This window comes from Thiolapillus sp. (assembly GCF_048562965.1).
Taxonomy (GTDB): Bacteria; Pseudomonadota; Gammaproteobacteria; order Chromatiales; family Chromatiaceae; genus Thiolapillus; species Thiolapillus brandeum_A.
Genome location: NZ_JBHNMF010001256.1, coordinates 1 through 748, shown reverse-complemented (window position 1 = coordinate 748; position 748 = coordinate 1). Strand labels below are relative to the sequence as shown.

General features: G+C 51.7%; 1 protein-coding gene. It reads right to left on the bottom strand.

Going from position 1 to position 748, the window contains the following annotated elements:
* Window positions 1-748: transposase (locus ACOCD2_RS23650; protein WP_294059515.1), on the bottom strand; the 748-nt coding region annotated here is incomplete at both ends.

The following is a 748-nucleotide window of genomic DNA, read 5'->3' as shown; positions in this document are numbered from 1 at the left end:
TGATCCTCCAGCCGGTTGGTCGCGACTTCACCGCCTTTGCCGTAAAAGATGAATACGTTTGCGCTGTTCCAGTTTTCCACGACATTCAGCCCTTCGTGGATCTCTTGGCGAAGTTCTTCAGAACCAATGTATCGGCATAGAAAGATGGTTTTGATCACTTTGCCCAGTTCGGCAAGCGCCTTGTAGGGATGCTGGATGTTGTTTCGGGTGAAACGGCGCAGTATGGCTTCTGGATCGGCGGTGCCCTGCTTGAGCGCGGTCGCATATTTGATCATCTCGTCGTATTGCTGGATGATCAGTTCCCAATTGATAGGACGTGTCAGTATGGGTTCCAGATTCGGGTAATCGCCGGGTTTATCGTCACCAGGACGATAGAGTTTTTGGCTGGCAATGGCCTTGAGGCGTGGCAACAAATCGAACCCAAGCAAGTGAGAGAAGGCAAAGGCGACCTCACTTTGGCCATGACTATCGACATACTGTCGGTCAATCTCCATGTCCGTGCAGTGGCGCAAAACGCCTTCAATCATGGCTGCCACCTCCGACGAGGAACAGCGCTTGAGCTGGGAGTAGATGCAGGTCGATTTCTTTTCCACATGCCAGTAGATCATGACGCCACGGCCACCATAGCGAATGTGCCATTCGGTCATCAGGTTCTGATCCCAGGAGCCAAATTTCTTGGAATCCGATGCACAGGATGTTGTGCCTTCTCCCCATATCGAGGGATTACGAGCAGTAAAAATCGCGTTAG